Genomic DNA, 18,480 nt, shown 5'->3' with positions numbered 1-18,480 from the left:
GGTACCCCCACCCGGCGGCCGCCTCAGTCACCCTCTCCCGGACGGGCGGCCGCCGTTTTCATGCCGCCGCCCTGCCTCTGTGGGACGGGCCACACGGACCCGGCCGTCCGGCATCCCGGATGCGCGATAGCCTGACCGCTGGATGGATCTCTTGGTATCAAGAGATCGATCATTTGTACGTCCCACCGGGGCAGGGACGCCCCACCGCCAGCTGTCATACGGAGAACGCCATGACCCGCACTCCCGTGAACGTCACCGTCACCGGCGCGGCCGGCCAGATCGGTTACGCCCTGCTCTTCCGCATCGCCTCCGGCCAGCTGCTCGGCGCGGACGTGCCGGTCAAGCTGCGCCTGCTCGAGATCACCCCCGCGCTCAAGGCCGCCGAGGGCACCGCCATGGAGCTCGACGACTGCGCGTTCCCGCTGCTCCAGGGCATCGACATCAGCGACGACCCGAACGTCGCCTTCGACGGCGCGAACGTCGCCCTCCTCGTCGGCGCCCGCCCCCGCACCAAGGGCATGGAGCGCGGCGACCTCCTCGAGGCCAACGGCGGCATCTTCAAGCCGCAGGGCAAGGCGATCAACGACCACGCGGCGGACGACATCAAGGTCCTCGTCGTCGGCAACCCGGCCAACACCAACGCGCTCATCGCGCAGGCCGCCGCGCCCGACGTACCGGCCGAGCGGTTCACGGCCATGACCCGCCTCGACCACAACCGCGCGCTGACCCAGCTCGCCAAGAAGACCGGCTCGACGGTCGCCGACATCAAGCGGCTCACCATCTGGGGCAACCACTCCGCCACCCAGTACCCCGACATCTTCCACGCCACGGTCGCCGGCAAGAACGCGGCCGAGGTCGTCAACGACGAGAAGTGGCTGGCCGAGGACTTCATCCCGACCGTCGCCAAGCGCGGTGCGGCCATCATCGAGGCCCGCGGCGCCTCTTCCGCCGCCTCCGCCGCCAACGCCGCCATCGACCACGTGTACACGTGGGTGAACGGCACCGCGGACGGCGACTGGGCCTCCATGGGCATCCCGTCGGACGGCTCGTACGGCGTTCCGGAGGGGCTCATCTCCTCCTTCCCGGTGACCACCAAGGACGGCAAGTACGAGATCGTCCAGGGCCTGGAGATCAACGAGTTCTCCCGCGCCCGTATCGACGCCTCCGTCAAGGAGCTCGAGGAGGAGCGCGAGGCGGTCCGCGCGCTCGGCCTCATCTGACGGTTCTGTCACGAGCCTGCACGGGCCCTGTTCCGGTTTCTTCCGGAGCAGGGCCCGTGGCCCGTTTTCGTCCCTATCGTCGAAGCAGTGCCCGGAAAGGGTGATTCAGGGGGTCAGGGATGACTGGCTGGTACGGCTGCAGCTCCGGGTCCGGGGCGGAACACGAGCCGAGCGAGGACAGAGGCCAGGCGGCCTGGGGAGCGGCGGACGGTGCGGGCTCCCCGCCGCCGTGGGCCTCCGCCGAGACACAGGTGGGCGGGGCGCTGCCCCCGACCTGGACGCCACCGCCGTACACGCCCCCGCCCGGACCCCGTCACACCGGCCGCCGCCTGCTGATCACCCTCACCCTCACGGCCGTGCTCGGCGCGGGCGCCGGAGCCGGATTCTGGTACCTCACCCGCGGCACCACCGCCGGGACCGGCACCACCCCGGCGACGAGCGTCAGTGTCACCGCCCCGGCGCCGCAGACCTCTCCCGCCTACCGCCGCGCCCAGGACCCGCTCGGCTACACGCTCGACGTCCCCGCGGACTGGACCCGCAGACAGAAGCAGGGCCGGCTGGCCCCGCTGGTGTACTACGACTCCCCGGGCGACGGCCGCCAACTGCAGATCTTCGCCCTCGCCGAGAAGACCCCGGCCCAGTCCCTGGACCTCGCCGAGAACGACCCCGGCTACGGCTTCTCCCGGCAACCCGGCTACCGCGTCCTCGACCGCCGCTCCGGCGCCACCTGGGCCGAGCTCTCCTACCGCTACGACGACGAGGACATCGGCCCCCGCCAGGTCGTCGACCACCGCTTCCGGGCCGCCGACGGCACTCTCTACGCGATCCGTTCCAGCGGTCCGGCGGCCCTCGCCCCCGAGCTGGTCCGCGCACCGCTCACCACCGTCGTGACCTCCTTCTGCCCGGCGGGCGGTCCGTGTTCGTGACGGTGCGCGGCCGGCGGCCGGCGGTCAGACGGCCGGGCGTGACAGCCGTTTCTCGAACCAGTGGGCGGCGTGGACGTTGTCGTCGTAGCGGGGGATCTCCGTGTATCCGCACGCCCGGTACATCGCCTGCGCCTCGGTGAGCGCCTCGTGCGTGTCCAGGCGTACGGCGTCCAGGCCGCGTGCGACCGCCTCCCGCTCCAGTTCGCCGAGCAGCCGGCGGGCCAGCCCGAGTCGCCGGGCGTCCGGGTGCACCCACACGTGCCGGATCTCGCCCACGCCGGGTTCCGGCCGGCGCAGCGCCCCGCAGCCCACCGGGCGGCCCTCCTCGTATGCGACGAAGAACGCCCCGGCCTCCCCGGACACCTCGTGCGGGCCCACGAGCTCGGACGGCTCGAAGCCCTCGGGGAAACGCTCGTCGATGTCCGCGGCGTACGCGTCCAGACAGGAGCGGGCGTCCACGGAGTCGCCGTCGACGAGGGCGACCGTGATGGCAGCGAGGCGCAACAGGCGCTGGGCGGTGGCCATCGCCCCGGCCAACTGTGTGCGCTGACCCTCGTCGAGCCCTGCGAGCAGACCGGCGGCGAGCTCGTTGGCCCGTCGGTTCTGCTCCTTCAGCTCCACCCGCCCGGCGGGCGTCAGTTCGACCATCCGCAGCCGGTTGTCGCCCGGGTGCACGCTCAGCCGGACCATGCCCTGTGCCTCCAGGGCCTTCGCCATGCGGCTCAAGTAGCCCGCGTCCAGGCCGAGTCGGCCGCGCAGCTCGCGAAGCGAGACGCCGGTCGCGTTGTCTGCGATCTCGAACAGCAGCCGGGCCTCGCCGAGCGGTCGGTCCTGGCCGAGGTAGTGGTCGTCGAGCGCCCCGATCCGGCGCGTGAAGTAGCGGTTGAACCGGCGGAAGGCCGCCACGTGGTCCGTCGACACTGGCTCCATAGTCCTTTGACTTTAGTCAAAGGACTTCCGTGCGTCCATCGTCCGCACTTCGGTCGCCCGTGGATCCGGATCGCCCGTGGTTCCGGACCGCACCGGTCAGGGGCTCGCCGGGACCTTCTGCAGTTCCTCCTGCAGCTTGTTGACGTCCACCGTGTCCTTCGCCTGCGGAGTCTCCGAGGGGACCGGCTCGTCGTAGTCCGTGAAGGCCAGCGTCGTGTTGGCGCCGGCACCCCTCTGGGTGGCCTGGATCAGGCGGTGCGGCGAGTCCGAGGTGACGTAAAGGGTGACGTGCCTGCCGTCCTCGCGGCCGGTGAGCGGGATCACGTCGGTGTCGTCGACCTTCGTCTTGTCGCCCTTCGTCAGCGACGTACCGCGAGCGGTGCCGGTGTCGATGTCCTTCTGGAAGTTGTTCAGATCGCAGGTGTCGGCCAGGCCCTTGAGCATGGCGTCGTTCGTGGAGCCGTGGATGTAGCGGCCCTTGAAGAGCTCGGCGACCGCGGCGCCCTGGTTGCCGGGCACCTGGGACTTCCAGAACGCGGTGTCGGGCTTCATCCACACCTCGTCGCCCTGCTTGATGATCTCGACGCTGCCGCCGTCCGCGCCCATCCGCATCGTGCCGGTGCAGTTGCCCTCGCGGTCCAGGGCCAGATCCATCGACGTCGGCTGCGTCCTGTTCATGTTCACGCCCGCGCTGTGGTCCGTCAGCTTCAGGCGGACCGAATCGGCCTTGAGGAGATTGTCCTTCGCCTGCTTGGCAAGCTCCTGGGCGCTCAGGTCGTCACCGTCGTCGGCCGTGGCGAGGGGGGCGAGAGCGGTAAGGAGCAGGGCGGCCGCACCTGCCGTCACGCAGAGCAGTCGTCTGCGGGCCATGGCGTCACCTCCCTGGTGCGCATACGTCATCAGCGTACGATTCGCCCCATTTGCCCGCATGTTCAGTGACGAGGCGCACTTTCGGCCCGGATCTCGCATGCATCCGGGGGCGAGGGGCAGGCGCTCACGGTCCCCGAGAGTGACACATGTGTGACACAGGGGCGCTGAACAGGAACGGAAGGCAATACCGAGCATGGCCGACAGAACGCAGCAGCGGGCGCGGAAGACCATCCACGCGGGAGGGGAGTGGCGCGAAGCCGTCTCCGGCGCCACGCGCGAGATCCTCGATCCCGCGGACGGCCTTCCGTTCGCGGTGGTCGCCGAGGGTGACGAGAAGGACACGGATCTGGCCGTCGCGGCCGCCCGCGGTGCCTTCGACGGAGGGCAGGGCGACTGGCCCCGCACCCCGGTCGCCGAGCGGGCCAGCCTGCTGCGCCGCGTCGCCGGTCTCCTCGTGCGCGACCGTGAGCGGCTCGGCCTCCTGGAGAGCCGTGACGCGGGCAAGACCTTCGAGGAGGGCCGCGTCGACATCGACTGCGTCGCCGACGCCTTCCGCTACTTCGCCGACCTCGTCGCCGCGGAGGCGCCAGGCCGGGTCGTCGACGCGGGCTCGCCCGACGTCCACAGCGTCGTCGTGCACGAGCCGGTCGGCGTGTGCGCGCTGATCACCCCCTGGAACTACCCCCTCCTCCAGGCCAGTTGGAAGATCGCCCCCGCTCTCGCGGCCGGCAACACCTTCGTGGTCAAGCCGAGTGAGATCACCCCGCTGACGACGATCGCCCTGATCGAGCTGCTGGCCGAGGCCGGTCTCCCCGCCGGCGTCGCCAACCTCGTCACCGGTCCCGGCCACTGCGTCGGTGCCCGCCTCGCCGAGCACCCCGACGTCGACCTGGTCTCCTTCACCGGCGGACCGGTCAGCGGCACCAAGGTCGCCCAAGCGGCCGCCCCGACCGTCAAGAAGGTCGCCCTCGAACTCGGCGGCAAGAACCCGAACGTCGTCTTCGCCGACGCCTGCGCGACGGACGCGGGCTTCGACACGGCCGTCGACCAGGCCCTCAACGCGGCCTTCAGCCACAGCGGCCAGGTCTGCTCGGCGGGCGCACGGCTGATCGTCGAGGAGTCCGTCAAGGAACGCTTCGTGGGCGAACTCGCCGAAAGGGCACGGAGGATCAGGCTCGGACGCGGTACGGCCGACGGCGTCGAGTGCGGCCCTCTCGTCTCCGAGCAGCAGCGCGCCAAGGTCGAGGCGTACGTAGCCTCCGCCCTGGGGGAAGGTGCGGTGCTGCGCTCCGGCGGCAGGCGTCCGGAGCCGTCCGCCGACCGTCCGGCCACCGGCTACTTCTACGAACCGACCGTCCTCGACGACTGCCACCGCGGGATGCGGGTCGTCCGCGAGGAGGTCTTCGGCCCGGTCCTGACGGTGGAGACCTTCCGTACGGAGGACGAGGCCGTGGCGCTGGCCAATGACACCGAGTACGGCCTCGCGGGCGCCGTCTGGACGGCCGACGCGGGCCGGGCCCGGCGCGTGGCCGGGCGGCTGCGGCACGGCACCGTCTGGATCAACGACTTCCACCCCTACCTCCCGCAGGCGGAGTGGGGCGGCTTCGGAAAGAGCGGAGTCGGACGCGAACTGGGGCCCGCCGGGCTCGCCGAGTACCGCGAGACCAAGCACGTCTACCAGAACCTGGCGCCGAGCCCGGTGCGCTGGTTCGCGGGCTGACCCAACGGGTCCCACGGATCACACAGATCACATGGGCCACACGGGCCCCGCCGACCCCCGCCTCTCACGACCCCCACGTCTTCTTCGTCCCCCCACACTGGAGTGAGTACCCCCATGCCCGACCTGCCCGACCACGAGTACGACTACGTCGTCATCGGCGGCGGCACCGCCGGCTCCGTCGTAGCCTCCCGCCTCACCGAGAACCCGGACGTCACCGTCGCCGTCATCGAGGGCGGCCCCAGCGACGTCGGCCGCGACGACGTCCTCACCCTGCGCCGCTGGACGGGCCTGCTCGGCGGCGAGCTCGACTACGACTACCCGACCACCGAGCAGCCGCGCGGGAACTCCCGCATCCGGCACAGCCGCGCCCGCGTCCTCGGCGGCTGTTCCTCCCACAACACGCTGATCGCCTTCAAGCCGCTGCCCTCCGACTGGGACGAGTGGGAGGCGGCCGGGGCGCGGTGCCGATGGAGGCGTACTACGCGCGCCTGCTGAACAACATCGTCCCGGTCGACGAGAAGGACCGGAACGCCGTCGCCCGCGACTTCGTCGACGCGGCTGAGAAGGCGATCGGGGTCCCGCGGATCGAGGGCTTCAACACCAGGCCGTTCACCGAGGGCGTCGGCTTCTTCGACCTGGCCTACCACCCCGAGAACAACAAGCGGTCCAGCGCGTCCGTGGCGTACCTGCACCCGGTCATGGACGAGCGGCCAAACCTCCGCATCTTCCTGGAGACCTGGGCGTACAAGCTCGAGTTGAACGGCACCCGGGCGGAGGGCGTGCACGTCCGTACGAAGAGCGGCGAGGAACACCTCGTAAGGGCCCGGCGCGAGGTCGTCCTGTGCGCGGGCGCCATCGACTCGCCCCGCCTGCTCCTGCACTCCGGCATCGGGCCCAAGACCGACCTGGAAGCCATCGGCATACCCGTCGTGCACCATCTGCCGGGCGTCGGCGAGAACCTGCTCGACCACCCCGAGTCGGTCATCGTCTGGGAGACCCACGGCCCCCTGCCGGAGAACTCCGCGATGGACTCCGACGCGGGCCTGTTCGTGCGCCGCGACCCCGAACAGCCGGGCCCGGACCTGATGTTCCACTTCTACCAGGTGCCCTTCACGGACAACCCGGAGCGACTGGGCTACGAACGGCCGCCGTACGGCGTCTCGATGACCCCGAACATCCCCAAGCCGAGAAGCCGCGGACGGCTGTACCTGACCAGCGCCGACCCGTCCGGCAAACCCGCCCTCGACTTCCGCTACTTCACCGACGAGGACGACTACGACGGCCGCACCCTCGTCGACGGCATCCGCATCGCCCGCGAGATCGCGCGGACCGAGCCGCTGGCCGGGTGGCTCAAGCGGGAGGTGTGCCCGGGGCCGGACGTGACGGACGACGAGGAGCTCGGCGAGTACGCCCGCAAGGTCGCGCACACCGTGTACCACCCGGCGGGCACCTGCCGCATGGGCGCGGCCGACGACGAACTCGCCGTCGTGGACCCCAGACTGAGGATCCGGGGCCTGGAGGGCATCCGCATCGCCGACGCGTCCGTCTTCCCCACCATGACCGCCGTGAACCCGATGATCGGGGTGTTCATGGTCGGGGAGAAGGCCGTGGACCTGATCGGCGGTGAGGCGTGATGACGACGTCCCCCGTGTTCTCCGTCCAGGGCCTGTGGAAGGTCTTCGGCCCGAAGGCGGACCGCGTCCCGGCCGACCCCGAGCTGGCGGCGCTGGATCCCGCCGGCCTCCGGTCCCGCACCGGCTGCACGGCCGCGGTCCGGGACGTCTCGTTCGACGTCGGCAAGGGCGAGGTCTTCGTCGTCATGGGCCTGTCCGGCTCCGGCAAGTCCACGCTGGTGCGCTGCCTGACCCGGCTCGTCGAACCGACGGCCGGCACGATCGCCATCGACGGCGAGGACGTCCGCGCCATGGACCGGGCCCGCCTGCGCGACCTGCGCCGGCACCGCGCCGCGATGGTCTTCCAGCACTTCGGCCTCCTCCCGCACCGCACGGTCCTGGACAACGTGGCGTACGGCCTCGAGATCCAGGGCGTGGGCAAGGCCGAGCGGCGCTCGCGGGCGGCGGACGTCGTCGCCAAGGTCGGCCTGGAGGGCATGGAACAGCGCAGGCCCGGCCAGCTGTCGGGCGGCCAGCGGCAACGGGTGGGCCTGGCCAGGGCGTTGGCGGTGGACCCCGAGGTCCTGCTCTTCGACGAACCGTTCAGCGCGCTCGACCCCCTCATCCGCCGTGACATGCAGGAGGAGGTCATCCGTCTGCACCGCGAGGAGGGCCGCACGATGGTCTTCATCACGCACGACCTGAGCGAGGCGCTGAAACTCGGCGACCGCATCGCGCTGATGCGCGACGGCCGCGTGGTCCAGCTGGGCACCCCGGAGGAGATCGTGGGCTCCCCGGCCGACGACTACGTCCGCGAGTTCGTCCGCGATGTGCCGCGCGAGCAGGTCATGACGGTCCGTACGGCCATGCGGTCGGCCCCTGCGGAGGCCGCGGGCGGCCCGGCGATCGCCCCGGACGCCACGGTGTCGGAGGCGATCGAGGCGGTGGCCCGGGCGGGGGCACCGGCGCGGGTGGTCGATGACGGCAGGTGCGTCGGCATGGTGGACGCGGACGCGCTGTTGGAGCTGGTGGCCGGCACAGCCGCCGTATCTGCGGACAGTCGTGCCGCCGAGGCGGCGCCCGCCCCACAGACGGCGGCACCCCGCAGGCGCGGGCGAGCGCCCCAACTCCCGGGCACCGGCACGGAGGCGGTCTGATGGCAACGGTCACCGCAGCGGCTCCCCGCATCGCACTCCCGGGCATGCTGAAACACCACGCCACCCGCAAGCTCCTCGTACTCGCCCTCGCCGCGGCGATCCTCGTCCCCCTGGCGAACGCCCGCTGGGCAAGCGGAAGTTGGCCCAGCGACCTCACCGTCGACGTCTCCAAGCCCCTCTCCAGGGCCAGCGACTGGATCATCGACAACCGGGACAGCCACCCCCTGTTCCTCTACTTCTTCGGCCACGTCAGCAACGCGGTCGTCCTCTCCGTACGCGCCGTGTACCTGCTCCTCCTCGCCGCGGGCTGGCCCGGCATCACCGCACTCGGAGCCCTGGTCGCCTGGCGCGTGGCCGGAGCGAGACTCGCCCTCGGCACCGCCGCCGCGTTCCTGACCTGTGGCCTCCTCGGCATGTGGATCCCCACCATGCAGACGCTCGCCCTCATGGTCGTCGCGGTCCTGGCGTCCGTCGTCGTGGGCGCCCTCCTCGGCCTGGCCGCCGGCCTCTCCGACCGCCTGGACCGCGCCCTGCGCCCGGTCCTGGACACCATGCAGGTGCTGCCCGCCTTCGCCTACCTCCTCCCCGTCGTCCTGGTCTTCGGCATCGGCGTCCCCGCGGCCGTCCTGGCCACCGTCGTCTACGCCGCCCCGCCCATGGCCCGCCTCACCGCCCTCGGCCTGCGCGGCGCCGACAGGGAGGTCCTGGAGGCGGTCGAGTCGCTCGGCGCCACCGCACGCCAGCGCCTGCTGACCGCCCGCATCCCGCTGGCCCGCAAGGAGCTCCTCCTCGGCGTCAACCAGACGATCATGATGGCGCTGTCCATGGCGGTCATCGCGTCGGTCATCGGCGCGGGCGGCCTCGGCGACCGCGTCTACCAGGCACTGGCCTCGGTCGACGTGGGCGCCGCACTCGCGGCGGGCATCCCGATCGTGCTGCTCGCCGTCGTACTGGACCGGGTGACCGGCGCTGCGGGGGAGGGGCTCGGGGAGGTGCAGGGAAGCCCTCTGCGCCGGGTGTACGTGCTCGCCGCCGTGGCCGCCGTGGCCGCCGCGCTCGCCGGGCGTCTCGCGGGCCGCCTCGACTGGCCGGACGCCTGGACCGTGAACATCGCCGAGCCGGTGAACCGTGCCGTCGACTGGATGACCGCCCATCTCTACTCGGGCGTCCCCTACGTGGGCGGCACCGCCGACTGGGCCGGACACTTCACCACCTGGGTCCTGGACCCGCTCCGGGACGGTCTGCAGTGGCTGCCCTGGTGGTCGGTCCTGCTCGTCGTCGCCGCCCTCGCCTGGCTGATCGGCACCTGGCGCACCGCGCTCACCGCCGTTCTCGCGATGGCCGCGATCGGCGTGCTCGGCGTGTGGCAGCCGTCGCTGGACACCCTCTCGCAGGTGCTCGCCGCCGTCGCCGTGACCCTGGTCCTCGGCTTCGCGACCGGTATCGCGTCCGCCCGCAGCGACCGCTTCGAACGGGCCCTGCGCCCCGTCCTCGACGTGTTCCAGACGATGCCGCAGTTCGTGTACCTGATCCCGGTCGTCGCACTGTTCGGCGTCGGCCGTGCCCCGGCCGTGGCCGCGGCCGTGGTCTACGCCCTGCCCGCCGTGGTCCGCATCACCGCGCAGGGTCTGCGTCAGGTCGACCCGGCGGCCCTGGAGTCGGCCCGCTCGCTCGGCGCCAGCGGCAGCCAGCAGCTGCGCCAGATCCAGCTTCCGCTCGCCCGCCCGGCGTTGCTGCTCGCCGTCAACCAGGGCGTGGTCCTGGTCCTCGCCGTCGTCATCATCGGAGGCCTGGTCGGCGGCGGGGCGCTCGGCTACGAGGTCGTCTTCGGCCTCGCCCAGGGCGACCTGGCGACCGGCCTGGTGGCGGGTGCGGCCATCGTCTGCCTCGGCCTGACGCTCGACCGGGTGACCCAGCCGACCGAACGCCGCGCCAAGAAGGGAGCGTGACATGCGACCTCGTACGACATCCCCGGTGGCCGGAGTCTCCGCGCTCCTGCTGCTGACCGGCTGCGGAGCCGCCGACATGACCAGGCAGGCCTCGCCGTTCGCGGGCGCGCGGGGCACGAAGAGCGTGACCCTGTCCGTGCAGTCCTGGGTGGGCGCACAGTCGAACGTGGCTGTTGCCCAATACCTCCTCGAACACGAGCTCGGCTACCACGTCGACACCGTCCAGGTCGACGAGGTCCCCGCCTGGGACGCCCTCAGCCAGGGCCGGGTCGACGCGATCCTGGAGGACTGGGGCCACCCCGACCAGGAGCAGCGGTACGTCGAGGACAAGAAGACGATCGCGCGCGGCGGCGACCTCGGCGTCACCGGGCACATCGGCTGGTTCGTCCCCACGTACTTCGCGAGGCGGCACCCGGACGTCACCGACTGGAAGAACCTCGACAAGTACGCCTCCCGGCTGCGCACCGCGGAGAGCGGCGGCAAGGGCCAGCTCCTGGACGGCTCACCGTCGTACGTCACCAACGACAAGGCGCTGGTGAACAACCTGAAGCTGGACTACCAGGTCGTCTTCGCCGGTTCGGAGGCCGCGCAGATCACACAGATCAGGCAGTTCGCCAAGGAGCGGAAGCCCTTCCTCACCTACTGGTACTCGCCGCAGTGGCTGTTCAGGAAGGTCCCGATGACCGAGGTGAAGCTGCCCCCGTACACGGAGGGCTGCGACGCCGACGCGGCCAAGGTCGCCTGCGCCTACCCGCACACCCCCCTGCAGAAGTACCTCAATGCGGACTTCGCACGAGGCGGCGGCAGGGCGGCCGCGTTCCTGAAGAAGTTCAAGTGGACGACGCAGGACCAGGACGACGTCTCCCTGATGATCGCCGACCAGAAGCTGACGCCGGAGGAGGCGGCGAGGAAGTGGGTGGAGGGCCACGAGCCGACGTGGCGGGCGTGGCTGTCCTGACTCCTGATCGAGCCGACGGTACGTGCGAGCGCCGGTCGGGCCGCCTCGGCCCGTCCGGCGTTCGAGGACGAGGCCCCTTCAGGGCCGAAAAGGGGTCTGGGGCGAAGCCCCGGCAGCGGTCACCCCGCCACACCCGCACGATCCACGGCCCCACCGCCGGAGGCGACCGGTGCCTCCCCGAAGCGGGCCAGCGCCAGCGCCCCCGCCACGGCGATCGCGAAGCCGAGCACGGCCGCCCAGGCCAGCCCGTCCCGCGTACGGTCCCCGAGCCACACCACGCCCACCAGCGCCGGCCCGATCGTCTCGCCGATCACCATCCCGGCGGTGGCCGTCGTCACCGAGCCGCGCTGCAGGGCCGAGGTCAGCAGCAGGAACGCGGCCCCGCCGCCCAGCAGCAGCGCGTACGTCGCCGGATTGGCGAGGAGGTCCGAGGGCGCGAGCGAGCCGATCAGCCGCACCGCCACCTCCACCACCCCGAACCCGAAGCCCGCCCCCAGCCCCAGCGCGAGGGCCCGCCCCCGCTCGGGCAGCCGCCCACCGGCCGCCCCCAGCGACAGCACACCGAACGCCGCGGCGAGCATGGCCCACTCCAGCGCGGCCGACCCGCCCGTGTCGCCCTCCGTCCCCGAGGCGAGCCCCAGCAGGGCGAGCCCGGCACACACCACCGCCACCGCACCCCACTCCACCCGGCTCAGCCGAACCTTCAGCAGGCGCGCGGCCACCACCGCCGTCACCGCCAGACTCGAGGCCAGCGCCGCCCCGACGGCGTAGATCGGGATCGACCGCAGCGCGGCGATCTGCAGCAGGAACCCGAGCCCGTCCAGCGCCAGCCCGGCCAGATACCGCCACTGCCGCAACGCCCGCAGCAGCAGCGCCGCATCCCCGCCGGTGCCCGTCGCCGCCGCGGTGCGCGCGGCGATCGCCTGCAACACCGTCGCCGTACCGAAGCAGACCGCCGCGCCGAGCGCGCACACCATTCCAAAGAGCACAAATGGACTGTAGGGGAGCGGCACGGCAGGGGGGCTCATGCGCGCTGTCTCTCACCGATCTCTAGGCTGACCGCCGGAAGATCGCTGTACCGGACATCGGGGGAGACGCGAACATGGCGGAAACACGCAGACGGTTGCGGTCGAGCACGGTCGTGCTCGGCGGGATGGGGGTCGTCGCGGCGGCCCTGACCTCGTGCGGATCCGATCCCGACCGGCGGTGCGTGGACCGCGACAGCTACGGCTCGCTCTACGGCTACAAGGTCGTCGCCGACAAGAACTGCAACTCCGGCACGTCGTCGTCGGCCAAGGGCAGCAGGAAGACCACCACGGGCACGAGCAGGACCGCGGACGCCGCCTGGTACTACGACGCCGACGTCAGCAACGGCTACGCCGACCACGGCACCTTCAGCAGGAGCGAAGCCGTCGACCGCGGCGGCTTCGGCTGCTCGGGCTCGGGCAGCGGCGGCGGCTGACCCACATGGAACGCCGCACCATCGAGCCCCGCCCCGGCTGGCAGCAGACCGTGGAGGAGCAGGGGCTCGTCTACCCGCTCACCCGCTACCCCGACGACTCGCTGCGCCCCTACTGGGACGAGAGCGCCTACTACGTCTTCACCCTCGACGAGGTGGAGGCCCTGGAGGAGGTCGTCGAGGAGCTGCACCGCATGTGCCTGGCGGCGGCGGACCACATCGTCACGGCCGGCCGCTTCGCCGACCTCGGCATCACCGACCCACGCGTGGCGAACGCCGTCGCCGAGGCCTGGCACCGGCGCGCCGAACTCCCGTCCGTCTACGGCCGGTTCGACCTGCGCTACGACGGCAGGAGCCCTGCCAAGCTGCTCGAATACAACGCGGACACCCCGACCTCCCTGGTCGAGGCCGCCTCCCCCCAGTGGTTCTGGATGGAGGAGCGCTTCCCCGGCGCCGACCAGTGGAACTCCCTCCACGAACGCCTCGTCGCCGCCTGGAAGAAACAAGCCGCTCTCCTCCCGCCCGGCAGCCCCCTCTACTTCGCGCACTCCACCGCCGACGAACTCGGCGAGGACCTGATGACGGTCGCCTATCTCAAGGAGACCGCCGAGCAGGCCGGTCTGGACACCGCCTGGATCCCCATGGAGGAGATCGGCTGGGACCGCCTCTCCCGCCGCTTCGTCGACAACCGACTCCGCTTCATCCGCAGCTGCTTCAAGCTCTACCCCTGGGAATGGCTCACCACCGACCGGTTCGCCGGCCACGTCCTCGACACCCTCGACAACGGCGGCGGCACCGGCTCCACCCTGTGGATCGAGCCCGCCTGGAAGATGCTGCTCAGCAACAAGGCCCTGCTGGCCATCCTCTGGGAGCTGTACCCCGACCACCCGAACCTCCTCCCCGCCCATCTCGACGGCCCCCGCGAACTGGCCGCGACGACGGGCTACGTCACCAAGCCCCTGCTGGGCCGCGAGGGCGCGGGCGTCACGGTCCACGAACCGGGCGCGGACCCGGTGATACGCGACGAACCCTGCTGCTACCAGGAGTTGGCGCCCCTGCCCGACTTCGACGCCAACCACGTCGTCCTCGGCGCCTGGGTCGTCGAGGACGAGTCCGCGGGCCTGGGCATCCGCGAGTCCTCCGGCCTGGTCACGGACGAGTACGCCCGCTTCCTGCCGCACCTGATCCTCTAGAGGCCCCGTCGGCGGGTCAGGTGCCCAGCACGGCACGCAGCTGAGCGATCCCCCAGTCCAGGTCCTCCTTGGAGATCACGAGGGGCGGCGCGATCCGGATCGTCGGACCCCGGGTGTCCTTGACCAGCACCCCACGGTCCATCAGCTTCTCGGACACGTCCCGCCCCGTACCGAACCGCCGAGGGAAGTCGACACCCGCCCACAGCCCGCGCCCGCGCACCTCCGTCACCCGCCCGGTGTCGGCCAGCGCCCGCAACTCCCGGTGCAGATGCTCGCCGAGCTCCGCTGCCCTGGCCTGGTACTCGCCCGACCGCAGCATCGCGATCACCTCCAGCGCCACCGCACAGGCCAGCGGATTCCCGCCGAACGTCGACCCGTGCTCCCCGGGCCGGAACACCCCCAGCACCTCGGCGCTCGACACCACCGCCGACACCGGCAGGATCCCGCCGCCCAGCGCCTTCCCCAGCACATAGACGTCCGGTACGACGCCCTCGTGCTCGCATGCGAAGGTCCGCCCCGTCCGCCCGAGGCCCGACTGGATCTCGTCGGCGACGAACAAGGCGTTCCGCTCCCGGGTCAGCTCCCGCACCGCGGGCAGATAACCGGGCGGCGGAACGAGCACCCCCGCCTCGCCCTGGATCGGCTCGAGCAGCACGGCCACCGTGTTCTCGGTCAGCGCCGCCCGCATCGCCGTCAGATCCCCGTACGGCACGATCTCGAATCCCGGCGTGTACGGGCCGAAGTCCGCCCGCGCCTCCGGGTCGGTCGAGAAGCTGATGATCGTCGTCGTACGGCCGTGGAAGTTGTTGCCCGCGACCACGATCTTCGCCATCTCCGCGGGCACCCCTTTGACCCGGTACCCCCACTTCCGGGCCGTTTTCACGGCTGTCTCAACCGCCTCCGCACCCGTGTTCATCGGCAGCACCATCTCCATGCCGCACAGCTGGGCGAGCTGCTCGCAGAACGCCGCGAACCGGTCGTGGTGGAAGGCACGCGACGTCAGCGTCACCCGCTCCAACTGGGCCTTCGCCGCCTCGATCAGCCGCCGGTTGCCGTGCCCGAAGTTGAGCGCCGAATAACCGGCCAGCAGATCCAGATAGCGACGCCCCTCCACGTCCGTCATCCAGGCGCCGTCGGCGGAGGCGACGACCACCGGCAGCGGATGGTAGGTGTGCGCGCTGTGTGCGTCGGCGGCGGCGATCAGTGCGTCCGTCGTGCTCACGGGACCTCCCGGGGTGAGGCTGCCCCCCTTTCTTATCGTCGCTCGCATGGTGGACGCGGGAGCTTGGCCGTCCGGCTCGCCCGGTAGGCTGATCGGCGGGCCGTGACTGGCGCGCTAGAGATGGGACGGACCATCGGGGAGCGGCCCGAGTTGGAAGTGTGCCGTGCGCCTGGGCCGAACCGTGTACGCCGAAACGCCCACGTCCGGAGGTCCCTGATGTCCGACAAGCCCGAGCCCCTCTCCACCCAGTCCACCGCCTTTCGTGCCGCCCTCGACGTGATCCGCGCCGTCGAGCCGCGCGTGGCCGACGCCATCGGGCAGGAGGTCGCCGACCAGCGCGAGATGCTCAAGCTGATCGCCTCCGAGAACTACGCCTCGCCGGCCACCTTGCTGGCGATGGGCAACTGGTTCAGCGACAAGTACGCCGAGGGCACCGTCGGCCGCCGCTTCTACGCCGGCTGCCGCAACGTCGACACCGTCGAGTCCCTCGCCGCCGAGCACGCCAAGGAGCTCTTCGGAGCCCGCCACGCCTACGTCCAGCCGCACTCCGGCATCGACGCCAACCTCGTCGCCTTCTGGGCCGTCCTCGCCGCGCGCGTCGAGGCGCCCGCCCTGGAGAAGGCCGGTGTCCGCCAGGTCAACGACCTCTCCGAGGCCGACTGGGCCGAGCTGCGCCGCGCCTTCGGCAACCAGCGCATGCTCGGTATGTCCCTGGACGCCGGCGGCCACCTCACCCACGGCTTCCGCCCGAACATCTCCGGCAAGATGTTCGACCAGCGCTCCTACGGCACCGACCCCGCCACCGGCCTGATCGACTACGAGGCCCTGCGCGCCTCCGCCCGCGAGTTCAAGCCGCTGATCATCGTCGCCGGCTACTCCGCCTACCCCCGTCTGGTGAACTTCCGCATCATGCGCGAGATCGCCGACGAGGTCGGGGCGACCCTGATGGTCGACATGGCCCACTTCGCCGGACTCGTCGCCGGCAAGGTTCTCACCGGCGACTTCGACCCGGTCCCGCACGCCCAGATCGTCACCACCACCACGCACAAGTCGCTGCGCGGCCCGCGCGGCGGCATGGTCCTGTGCGACGACTCCCTCAAGGACCAGGTCGACCGCGGCTGCCCGATGGTCCTCGGCGGCCCCCTCCCGCATGTCATGGCCGCCAAGGCCGTGGCCCTCGCCGAGGCCCGTCAGCCCGACTTCCAGGACTACGCCCAGCGCATCGTCGACAACTCCCGGGCGCTGGCGGACGGCCTGATGCGCCGGGGCGCGACCCTCGTCACCGGCGGCACGGACAACCACCTGAACCTGATCGACGTCGCCTCCTCCTACGGCCTCACCGGCCGCCAGGCCGAGGCCGCCCTGCTCGAATCCGGCATCGTCACCAACCGCAACGCGATCCCGGCCGACCCCAACGGCGCCTGGTACACCTCGGGCATCCGCATCGGCACCCCCGCCCTGACCACCCGCGGCCTGGGCACCGCCGAGATGGACGAGGTCGCCGGCCTCATCGACCGCGTCCTCACCACCACGGAGCCCGGCACCACCTCCAAGGGCACCCCCTCCAAGGCCCAGCACGTCCTCGACGCGAAGATCGCCGACGAGATCTCCCGCCGCGCCACCGACCTCGTGGCGGGCTTCCCGCTCTACCCGGAGATCGACCTCGGCTGACTTCACCGGAGATTCGATCAGGTCTCAGAGATCGATCAGCTCCTGTCGTGGCTCCTCCCGCGGCGGTCCGGCTCCCTGCCGGGCCGCCGCGCGGCGTATCAGGACTGTGCCACCGGCCCCGACCGCGATGCCCAGAGCCAGCCCCGGTATCGCCCACCAGGCCCCGCCGTGCTCGTCGGCCCACTCGGCAGGGGAGGATCCCGGACCGGCGGCCGACCCGGAACCGGACGGCGCGAAGAGCCCCGCCCGCTCCAGCCGCTCGAACGACCCGCGCGGTGCTCGATGCCAGCGGAGGTCGTCGTCGTCCACGGTCGGAGCCGGATCCGTACGCACCCACGGTGTGCCGTCCTCGGTGAGGAACAGCTGGTCCTGCCGCTCGATCGCCACGTCACCGCCCGGCGGGCTGTTGCTCTGCGGCCAGCCGCCGACTCCCGTCAGCCCCCAGACCACGGTGAACCGCACCGGCGGATACCGGCCCTCGACCCAGGCCTCGGGCACCCGCTCCGTCCCGCCGTAGGTCGGCCGGAGCAGCTGCCAGAGGAGCGCGAACTGTTCTCCGGCGCGCACAGCGGTCGTCCGTCCGGTGCCACCCGTCGTCACCAGCGCCAGATCCGGGACGTCCTGGCCGTCCTGTGGCTGTGCGGCCGCATCGGTCGCCGGCGTTCCCCACAGCACCGCCGCCACCACCGGCACCAGCGCGGCACGCCCTACCTTCGACTGTCTGCTGCGGCTGCTCCGGAGTGTCATCCGTGTCCCCTCCAGCCCTTCGGGCTTCATACGTCACGCAACTCCTGCCGCGGTCCGGCCTCCCGCCCGCTCCACCGGTCCGGCGTCATCCGTGCCGCGAACGGCGGCAGGACCAGCGCGAGCACTGCTCCTGCCGCCGCGCCGGGGATCGCCCACCACCAGCCGGTCCACCCGTCGGTGCGGTCGCCGGCCTCCGGTGCAGCGACCCGTACCGTGGCCGAGCCCGAGTCAGGGGTGGCGGCCGTCTCCTCCGACTGCCAGGGAGCCGGGAAGATGCCGCTGTAGCCCTCGCCCGAGGCCTTGGCCGTCATACCGAGCCGCTTCAGCAGTTCGTGCAGCCGGGCGGGGCGTTCGGCGCGGTGCCAATAGCCGTTCGGAGACTCGGAGACGTTGGCCGCCGTGTGGATCCAGACGGCCGGGGCCCCGGACTCGACGACGAAGACCCGGTCCATCCGCCAGGGCGATATGTCATGGATCAGCCATGTGACGTTGATCTGGCCGGCATGGGCCAGATCGGCCTCGGGCGGCAGAGAGCGGGAGCCCGTGCCCGGCTCGCCGAGCAGCTGCCGCAACGCTTCGTACTCCTTGTCGGAGTAGTACAGCGCGGCGGCCTGCCCGCTCCCCGGCGACGTCACCAGCACACTCGTCGGCCCGCCCGCCGAAGCCGACGACGCGCCCCACAACATCAGCGCCAGCGCCGCCGCCAACGCCCCCAGCAGCGCCGCCGATTCCCGAACCCTGCCCCTCCACCTGCGCATCCCATCCCCAACCGGTCGGTCCCGTGTGGCCCGTCCCACGGGCCGCGTGTCACTTCTGGTACACCGCCCGGGCCGCCGGGGTTCCCA

General features: G+C 71.6%; 15 protein-coding genes, 1 pseudogene and 1 riboswitch. Of the genes and pseudogenes, 10 read left to right on the top strand and 6 right to left on the bottom strand.

All coding sequences use genetic code 11. The features are described from left to right. Window positions 1–230 precede the first annotated feature (230 nt). Together ABZO29_RS18110 and ABZO29_RS18105 are read left to right on the top strand one after the other, a co-directional pair. Window positions 231–1,220 (top strand): malate dehydrogenase, encoded by a 990-nt coding sequence (locus ABZO29_RS18110; RefSeq protein WP_367321242.1) that lies wholly within the window; start codon window positions 231–233, stop codon window positions 1,218–1,220. A gap of 119 nt (window positions 1,221–1,339) precedes the next feature. Then, window positions 1,340–2,146 (top strand): hypothetical protein, encoded by an 807-nt coding sequence (locus tag ABZO29_RS18105; RefSeq protein WP_367321241.1) that lies wholly within the window; start codon window positions 1,340–1,342, stop codon window positions 2,144–2,146. Between the two features lie 24 nt (window positions 2,147–2,170). Here the strand turns inward: ABZO29_RS18105 and ABZO29_RS18100 are convergent, their stop codons facing one another. Then, entirely contained in the window at window positions 2,171–3,076 is a 906-nt protein-coding gene (locus ABZO29_RS18100; RefSeq protein WP_367321240.1) for a GNAT family N-acetyltransferase, read from the bottom strand. A gap of 96 nt (window positions 3,077–3,172) precedes the next feature. Further along, on the bottom strand, window positions 3,173–3,946 hold the full coding sequence (locus tag ABZO29_RS18095; protein WP_367321239.1) for a hypothetical protein: 774 nt from the start codon (window positions 3,944–3,946) through the stop codon (window positions 3,173–3,175). Window positions 3,947–4,139: 193 nt separating this feature from the next. Here ABZO29_RS18095 and ABZO29_RS18090 point away from each other — a divergent pair, with 193 nt between their 5' ends. From ABZO29_RS18090 to ABZO29_RS18070, 5 genes and pseudogenes are all read left to right on the top strand, one after another. After that, window positions 4,140–5,666 (top strand): aldehyde dehydrogenase family protein, encoded by a 1,527-nt coding sequence (locus ABZO29_RS18090; RefSeq protein WP_367321238.1) that lies wholly within the window; start codon window positions 4,140–4,142, stop codon window positions 5,664–5,666. A gap of 114 nt (window positions 5,667–5,780) precedes the next feature. Beyond that, window positions 5,781–7,300: pseudogene (locus ABZO29_RS18085) on the top strand (GMC family oxidoreductase). Next, on the top strand, window positions 7,300–8,436 hold the full coding sequence (locus ABZO29_RS18080) for a glycine betaine/L-proline ABC transporter ATP-binding protein (RefSeq protein ID WP_367321237.1): 1,137 nt from the start codon (window positions 7,300–7,302) through the stop codon (window positions 8,434–8,436). Before ABZO29_RS18085 ends, ABZO29_RS18080 begins: the two are co-directional and overlap by 1 nt. Continuing rightward, the gene (locus ABZO29_RS18075; RefSeq protein ID WP_367321236.1) at window positions 8,436–10,385 is read left to right on the top strand and encodes an ABC transporter permease; all 1,950 of its coding nucleotides are present in this window, start codon (window positions 8,436–8,438) and stop codon (window positions 10,383–10,385) included. Before ABZO29_RS18080 ends, ABZO29_RS18075 begins: the two co-directional genes overlap by 1 nt. Before the next feature lies 1 nt (window position 10,386). Then, window positions 10,387–11,343, top strand: coding sequence for an ABC transporter substrate-binding protein (locus ABZO29_RS18070; protein ID WP_367321235.1), 957 nt, complete (start codon window positions 10,387–10,389; stop codon window positions 11,341–11,343). A 119-nt stretch (window positions 11,344–11,462) separates the two neighbouring features. Here the strand turns inward: ABZO29_RS18070 and ABZO29_RS18065 are convergent, their stop codons facing one another. Continuing rightward, window positions 11,463–12,320 carry a hypothetical protein gene (locus tag ABZO29_RS18065; protein ID WP_367326172.1) on the bottom strand — a complete coding sequence of 286 codons (858 nt, stop codon included), beginning with the start codon at window positions 12,318–12,320 and terminating at the stop codon, window positions 11,463–11,465. A gap of 125 nt (window positions 12,321–12,445) precedes the next feature. Here ABZO29_RS18065 and ABZO29_RS18060 point away from each other — a divergent pair, with 125 nt between their 5' ends. After that, window positions 12,446–12,805, top strand: coding sequence for a hypothetical protein (locus ABZO29_RS18060; protein WP_367321234.1), 360 nt, complete (start codon window positions 12,446–12,448; stop codon window positions 12,803–12,805). Window positions 12,806–12,810: 5 nt separating this feature from the next. Then, a complete protein-coding gene (locus ABZO29_RS18055) occupies window positions 12,811–13,995 on the top strand; it encodes a glutathionylspermidine synthase family protein (protein WP_367321233.1) in 1,185 nt (394 codons plus the stop codon). A 16-nt stretch (window positions 13,996–14,011) separates the two neighbouring features. Here the strand turns inward: ABZO29_RS18055 and rocD are convergent, their stop codons facing one another. Continuing rightward, window positions 14,012–15,217 (bottom strand): ornithine--oxo-acid transaminase, encoded by a 1,206-nt coding sequence (gene rocD, locus ABZO29_RS18050; RefSeq protein WP_367321232.1) that lies wholly within the window; start codon window positions 15,215–15,217, stop codon window positions 14,012–14,014. Between the two features lie 92 nt (window positions 15,218–15,309). Further along, window positions 15,310–15,399: riboswitch (ZMP/ZTP riboswitch) on the top strand. Window positions 15,400–15,433: 34 nt separating this feature from the next. On the opposite strand from rocD, the gene ABZO29_RS18045 reads away from it, so the two are divergent. Next, window positions 15,434–16,888, top strand: coding sequence for a glycine hydroxymethyltransferase (locus tag ABZO29_RS18045; RefSeq protein WP_367321231.1), 1,455 nt, complete (start codon window positions 15,434–15,436; stop codon window positions 16,886–16,888). Window positions 16,889–16,912: 24 nt separating this feature from the next. On the opposite strand, the gene ABZO29_RS18040 is transcribed toward ABZO29_RS18045, so the two are convergent. Both ABZO29_RS18040 and ABZO29_RS18035 read right to left on the bottom strand, forming a co-directional pair. Further along, window positions 16,913–17,635, bottom strand: coding sequence for a hypothetical protein (locus ABZO29_RS18040; RefSeq protein ID WP_367321230.1), 723 nt, complete (start codon window positions 17,633–17,635; stop codon window positions 16,913–16,915). A gap of 26 nt (window positions 17,636–17,661) precedes the next feature. Continuing rightward, window positions 17,662–18,393, bottom strand: a complete 732-nt coding sequence (locus ABZO29_RS18035; RefSeq protein WP_367321229.1) for a hypothetical protein — start codon at window positions 18,391–18,393, stop codon at window positions 17,662–17,664. Window positions 18,394–18,480: the final 87 nt, after the last annotated feature.

Source organism: Streptomyces sp. HUAS ZL42 (assembly GCF_040782645.1).
In the GTDB taxonomy this organism is placed as follows: Bacteria; Actinomycetota; Actinomycetes; order Streptomycetales; family Streptomycetaceae; genus Streptomyces.
This window is presented reverse-complemented; position numbering and strand designations above follow the sequence as displayed.

Excerpts from the sequence above, each read along its gene's own strand:
- ABZO29_RS18095 (WP_367321239.1), bottom strand. The coding sequence starts at position 3,946 with ATGGCCCGCAGACGACTGCTCTGCGTGACGGCAGGTGCGGCCGCCCTG.
- ABZO29_RS18060 (WP_367321234.1), top strand. The coding sequence starts at position 12,446 with ATGGCGGAAACACGCAGACGGTTGCGGTCGAGCACGGTCGTGCTCGGC.
- ABZO29_RS18065 (WP_367326172.1), bottom strand. The coding sequence starts at position 12,320 with ATGGTGTGCGCGCTCGGCGCGGCGGTCTGCTTCGGTACGGCGACGGTG.
- ABZO29_RS18040 (WP_367321230.1), bottom strand. The coding sequence starts at position 17,635 with ATGACACTCCGGAGCAGCCGCAGCAGACAGTCGAAGGTAGGGCGTGCC.
- ABZO29_RS18110 (WP_367321242.1), top strand. The coding sequence starts at position 231 with ATGACCCGCACTCCCGTGAACGTCACCGTCACCGGCGCGGCCGGCCAG.
- ABZO29_RS18070 (WP_367321235.1), top strand. The coding sequence starts at position 10,387 with ATGCGACCTCGTACGACATCCCCGGTGGCCGGAGTCTCCGCGCTCCTG.
- ABZO29_RS18075 (WP_367321236.1), top strand. The coding sequence starts at position 8,436 with ATGGCAACGGTCACCGCAGCGGCTCCCCGCATCGCACTCCCGGGCATG.
- ABZO29_RS18105 (WP_367321241.1), top strand. The coding sequence starts at position 1,340 with ATGACTGGCTGGTACGGCTGCAGCTCCGGGTCCGGGGCGGAACACGAG.
- ABZO29_RS18100 (WP_367321240.1), bottom strand. The coding sequence starts at position 3,076 with ATGGAGCCAGTGTCGACGGACCACGTGGCGGCCTTCCGCCGGTTCAAC.
- ABZO29_RS18080 (WP_367321237.1), top strand. The coding sequence starts at position 7,300 with ATGACGACGTCCCCCGTGTTCTCCGTCCAGGGCCTGTGGAAGGTCTTC.
- ABZO29_RS18035 (WP_367321229.1), bottom strand. The coding sequence starts at position 18,393 with ATGCGCAGGTGGAGGGGCAGGGTTCGGGAATCGGCGGCGCTGCTGGGG.
- ABZO29_RS18045 (WP_367321231.1), top strand. The coding sequence starts at position 15,434 with ATGTCCGACAAGCCCGAGCCCCTCTCCACCCAGTCCACCGCCTTTCGT.
- ABZO29_RS18055 (WP_367321233.1), top strand. The coding sequence starts at position 12,811 with ATGGAACGCCGCACCATCGAGCCCCGCCCCGGCTGGCAGCAGACCGTG.
- ABZO29_RS18090 (WP_367321238.1), top strand. The coding sequence starts at position 4,140 with ATGGCCGACAGAACGCAGCAGCGGGCGCGGAAGACCATCCACGCGGGA.